A 4,540-nucleotide genomic window follows, 5' to 3' on the forward strand; every position below is an offset into this window, starting at 1 on the left:
CTCGTCGTCGAGGAGGCTGGGTAGATCACGCGCACGGCGCGATGAGCTTGCTCTGTCTCGGTCTCCTGTGCTCTTCGACCGAGCTGTGATTGACGGAGGCTTCTACTGCTGTTTCGACCGGTTGCGCTTGCTGTCCTGGTCGAGGGACGGTCCACTGGCGGCCGTCGAGCGCGTTCTTTGTGTACAACTGCACCCTTGCATGAGCCACTTCGTGTATTTCGTGGTGTTCTGAACCGGACGTTTCGAAGGTGCCTTCCGTGCAAGCCGGAAGATTCAGGATCAGGAAGATAGGCGCGAGAGGGTCCCCGCCGGCCGGGGACTCCGACAGCATCCCTTCCACGACAACCGGCATGCTGTTGGTGTTGCGGAGACGGACTTGGAAGAGCATCATGCCGTTGTCGTCGGGAGCCCCAAGAAGAGTGGCTCCTTCCTCGTGCCCGGGCGCAATGCCCGATGTGGTTGGTGGTGGGGCTGTGACGCGGTTCGCGAACTGCTGAGCCGCTTGAGTCGCCTGCTGTTCGCTGATCCGAAGTGCATTCATAGAGATCACCAGCGCAGGCACAGCGACAAGCCCCGCAAGAACGGTTCCGATGGCGGTCCACCACTGAAGCGCACGCCCTTCCCAATGCGGTGCCTTCGCCTGGTCACGTCGTGCTCGTGCCCGTTCGGCGGCGCGGATGGTGGCTCTCGCCGCCGGCTTCGGGTGCGTAGCGTGCGAGCGGCGTGGTCGTCTCGGTGGCGGGTCTGGTTGGAGGAGGCGTTCTGCCAGACGGAAGAGACGGCGGCGGGCGCTCGGCATGCTCTCATGCTCCATCCGGTGGCTTGACGGCGACTTGAAGCGGCGGAGAAGGTCGGAGCGTGACCTGGCTGAGAGGACGGCGAGGACTAGACGCACTCAGCTACTGACTGCTTTTTCCAGAGAACTACCAGCACTGCTTCTTCATCACTACCCCGATATTGTGTCCACTCGCTGTGCGTCATCGGCTTCGGAGCTCCACCGAGGTCCTCAACGCTCCACCTTTGGCCGTCAAGCGGATGCTCCTGGAAAACAGCGAGCTCGGTCCGTGGCGCCTTACCCGCCGAGGATCGAAAGCCCGCGACCACTCTGAAAACGACCTCCGAGCAGGCCGGAACCACGCCCGTTCCCCAATGCTTGAAGACGATCACTTCTCCCTCATCTGAGATGAATGTTGTGAGGCGGAACTCGGCCACCGTGGCGATGGTGTTCGCGTTTCGCGCAGTCACATCGAAGTCGGGGTCTTTAGCGGGATCTCCGGCTCTTTCAATGGAGGCGGTCACCCGCCGAGCAAACTGCTCGGCGGCATCGAGGCGTTGCTGGTGGGTGAGGTCGCGCTGCTGCTCACTGACCCGCACGGCCTCCTTGGAAGCGTTGTACGCGAGTGCTGCGACGACTACGGCCGCAACGGTGGCGAGCGCGGTGATGATGGTGCCCCATCGGATCGCCCGTCCTTCGCGAGGCTGCTCGCTCGCGTCGTCTGCTCGGCGTCGTTTCCGGTAGGCGCGTTCGGCTGCGAGTCGCGTACTCATCGCCGACGATCTCGACGGCCTTGGCCGCACCCGTGCAGGCGGGCGTGGTCGCCGCGGCTCGGGCGTGGGCGCAGGCTCGGCGGCTGGCGGCGGTTCGAGCTCGTTGGCGAGGCGGCGAAGTAGCCGGGCGAGACGCGGACGCGGCATGGATCCATCATGCATGGCCGCTCTGAAAGAAGGGTGAAGCGGAAGAGCCCCGCACCTGCTTCGGGCAGGAGCGGGCTCTCTTATCATCCCGAGGGGACGAGCTGCGTTGGTCGCGATCTCCGATGATGCGGCTGGCGCTCGGCCGCCGCATGTCTTTAGGGTGAAGGCCCCGCTGCCTCGAACAGTGAGCGGCCCGCACCTGGACCAAGGGAGGGGCCCGCTTCCATCTGTATCGGTTTCTCGAAGGCCGCGCGGTGATGCGCTACTCCCAATCGGTCCCTTCCGCCTCGCGCTTGTGCAGGGCATAACGCTCCGGATCGACTTGCAAGGCGGTCTCTAGGAGCGGCTGCGACGCCTGATAGGTAGTGCTCATCCCGGGAGGGACAGCCAGGCCGTACCGGCTTGCCAGCGCCTGCATGGCGATGACCTCGCGGGCTCCGCGTTCCAGGGCCGCGCCCTTGGATGTGTCCTCTCGTCGGCAGTCGACCAGGCGGTCATCCGATAGGAAGTCCTGGGCGGTAACGGCGCTGGCTTGAAGCACGGTGAGGAGAGCCTGCTCACCCCTACCGTGAAGCAGCAGTCGCACCGCCCTTTTGGTCGTCACAAACGCCGGTGCGATAACGGAGTAGGCCCTCCGGCAGGCGCGGCCGGCGGGCCGCGCATCCCAGCCCACGATGGGTGAGGCGGCTGATTGCGTGGTGGCTGACGCCTTAGGTGAGGCACTCGGGAACGAGACGCCTGTAGAAGGCGCACTGGAGCAGCCCAACGTCACGACGGTGAGCAGCGTGAGGGCGATGGCCTGACAGCGCACGGGTGCTACAGGCAGTTCTTGTCGTCGTAGCGGGTGGAGTTGTACGAGCAGGAGTCGACCAGCTTGCCGTCCGGCTTGCGCACGTAGGCAGTGTCCTTGTCGTTGTTCCACACGTATTGCTTGCGTCCCCAGTAGACGGTGGAGGTGCCGTCCCCGCCTGACCCGGACCGGAGGGTGATGCGCTTCTTCGCGCCGAGGATCACGTCGGGCCCGAACTCGTAGGTGTAGCCGGTCTTGTCGCGCACCTGCCAGCCCTCGAGCACGATGGCCTTGCGGGTGGTGTTCTGGATGACGACGTACTCGCCGTTCAAGCTCGAGTTGGAGCGCCGGTCCGAGCCGGGGCTGTCGTAGTACACCTTGACGATCTGAACGGCCGGCGCTGCGGCGAAGGCCGGGGTGGCGGTCAGGGTGGTGGCTGCGACGGCGGCGGCTATCGCAAGGGGGATCAGTCTCACCGGGTTGTCCTGTCGTGCGGGGGATGGATGGAACGCATGATGAGACGACTGGGGTGCACAGTGGGTTGTCGGTGAACCACGTTCTGTTGGCACTCCAGGGTTCTCGACGGCACCGCTGAGGCGTACGGTGAAGGCGCAGCACTAACCGTCGCGAGGGATGTTGATCCTGCCCTCTGTGGGGGTGGGATCGCTGAGCCGTCCGCCTGCCACCTCAGGCGGGGCGGCTCTCGCATGTCATGTCCGGGTACCGTGAGGGCGCCTGAGCAAATTGTGCTCGCCGACCGATTCTTGAGCCCGCTTCTCTCGGGATCGGCACACATGCCGACCATGCCCGGCGGCTTGGGGCACTACCTCGACCACGAAGAGGCCCGCACCCCTATGGGGTGCGGGCCTCTTCAGCGTCCATGCCCTGCCCAACCTGGCTGTGCCAGGAGCTAGACGCCCATGGTCTCGTACCTGACACGCCCAGGCTTGGGATGTAGCGGCGGGCATTTGAGAGTCGATTGGCGCCTTACTTCGACCCATGAACCCGCGTGATCTACACCCGAGCACTGAACCACGACCCGATGCCAGCCATACCCGCTCTGGCACAGCGAGTAGCCGCCGACAACCTCCCCGGATTGGGCGAGGAGTCCTACCGTGCAGTTGTAGGGGGTGGCGGGGCCGGCGTGAGCGGGGGCGGTGGGTGCCAGCATGATGGCCGAGCCTGCGACGGATGCCGCCGCCAGGGAGATTATCGAGTGCGAGCCGCCATCAACCCAGCCAGGGCACCATGGGAGCATGCCGCGCGCACGCCGCCGTCTACTCCACCTCGTCGAACGACTCTTCCATCCGGACGCTCCGCCGAAGAGATCACGCCGCCTGCGGACCACGCACCCGCGGCCAGCCGTCAAGACGACAGTCTTAGTCGCCGAACGTGCACGCGCACACCGCGATAAGGCCGAGACCGAACGGCTCCGCGCAGAGCTCGCCGAGCGAGGCCAGCGCGACACCGCTCAGCCGCGTGAAGGGCGAGCGATCCGATGGGGCACGATCATTACCGCGCTCGCCACCGTCGCCGCCGTGGTCGTCGCCATGCTCGCGTACGTCGCCTCGAAGGATGCGGTGCGGATCAGCGAGCAGCAGCGGACGGACAGTCACTCCGCCTTCATCAAGCGCGTCTCCATCCAACCGGAAGACAGGTTGCTCTCGCAGCTCGTGGAGGGAGGCCAGATCGTGATCACGAACTGGAACTCGATGCCCACCGAAATGTACCTTCACACGGAGGTAGAGGCTGGGCCGCTAACGGGGGACTTCAACTTCCAGATCCAGATCGATGCATGCACCCAGTTGACTATTCGGACACAACCCATGATGGGGGCTGACACGAGCCAGGGCTGGGACGGCTCGCACAGCGCCTACGTGTACAACCCGCTCGATGGGGGCTGGTGGCAGTACGACGTGGTCCCCGCTCACAGAGTCTCACGAGAGGTCGCGGTCCCTCGCCGCTATCAGATGCTGCCGCCCGCGTTCGAGTCAGCGGGGAAAGTCAAAGAGCTTCCTGTGTGCGTGTGACCTACCCGGCCTCGTCCACGACCAA

Annotated in this window: 5 protein-coding genes; 1 reads left to right on the forward strand and 4 read right to left on the reverse strand. The window is 65.1% G+C overall.

Annotated elements, in window-relative coordinates; genetic code table 11:
* Positions 1 to 25: 25 nt before the first annotated feature.
* The 4 genes from HNR30_RS46580 to HNR30_RS46595 form a co-directional block, all read right to left on the reverse strand.
* Positions 26 to 541 (reverse strand): hypothetical protein, encoded by a 516-nt coding sequence (locus tag HNR30_RS46580; RefSeq protein WP_181616683.1) that lies wholly within the window; start codon positions 539 to 541, stop codon positions 26 to 28.
* 344 nt (positions 542 to 885) lie between these two features.
* A complete protein-coding gene (locus HNR30_RS46585; protein WP_181616684.1) occupies positions 886 to 1,548 on the reverse strand; it encodes a hypothetical protein in 663 nt (220 codons plus the stop codon).
* Positions 1,549 to 1,957: 409 nt separating this feature from the next.
* Complete coding sequence (locus HNR30_RS46590) at positions 1,958 to 2,281, reverse strand: hypothetical protein (protein ID WP_181616685.1); 324 nt, start codon at positions 2,279 to 2,281, stop codon at positions 1,958 to 1,960.
* Between the two features lie 230 nt (positions 2,282 to 2,511).
* Positions 2,512 to 2,961, reverse strand: coding sequence for a lamin tail domain-containing protein (locus HNR30_RS46595; RefSeq protein ID WP_181616686.1), 450 nt, complete (start codon positions 2,959 to 2,961; stop codon positions 2,512 to 2,514).
* A 780-nt stretch (positions 2,962 to 3,741) separates the two neighbouring features.
* On the opposite strand from HNR30_RS46595, the gene HNR30_RS46600 reads away from it, so the two are divergent.
* Complete coding sequence (locus HNR30_RS46600) at positions 3,742 to 4,515, forward strand: hypothetical protein (RefSeq protein WP_181616687.1); 774 nt, start codon at positions 3,742 to 3,744, stop codon at positions 4,513 to 4,515.
* Positions 4,516 to 4,540 lie beyond the last annotated feature (25 nt).

It is taken from the genome of Nonomuraea soli, from assembly GCF_013761175.1.
In the GTDB taxonomy this organism is placed as follows: Bacteria; Actinomycetota; Actinomycetes; order Streptosporangiales; family Streptosporangiaceae; genus Nonomuraea; species Nonomuraea soli.

Bases quoted from the DNA above. Each gene is read 5' to 3' on its own strand.
- HNR30_RS46580 (WP_181616683.1), bottom strand. From the start codon at position 541: ATGAATGCACTTCGGATCAGCGAACAGCAGGCGACTCAAGCGGCTCAG.
- HNR30_RS46585 (WP_181616684.1), bottom strand. From the start codon at position 1,548: ATGAGTACGCGACTCGCAGCCGAACGCGCCTACCGGAAACGACGCCGA.
- HNR30_RS46600 (WP_181616687.1), top strand. From the start codon at position 3,742: ATGCCGCGCGCACGCCGCCGTCTACTCCACCTCGTCGAACGACTCTTC.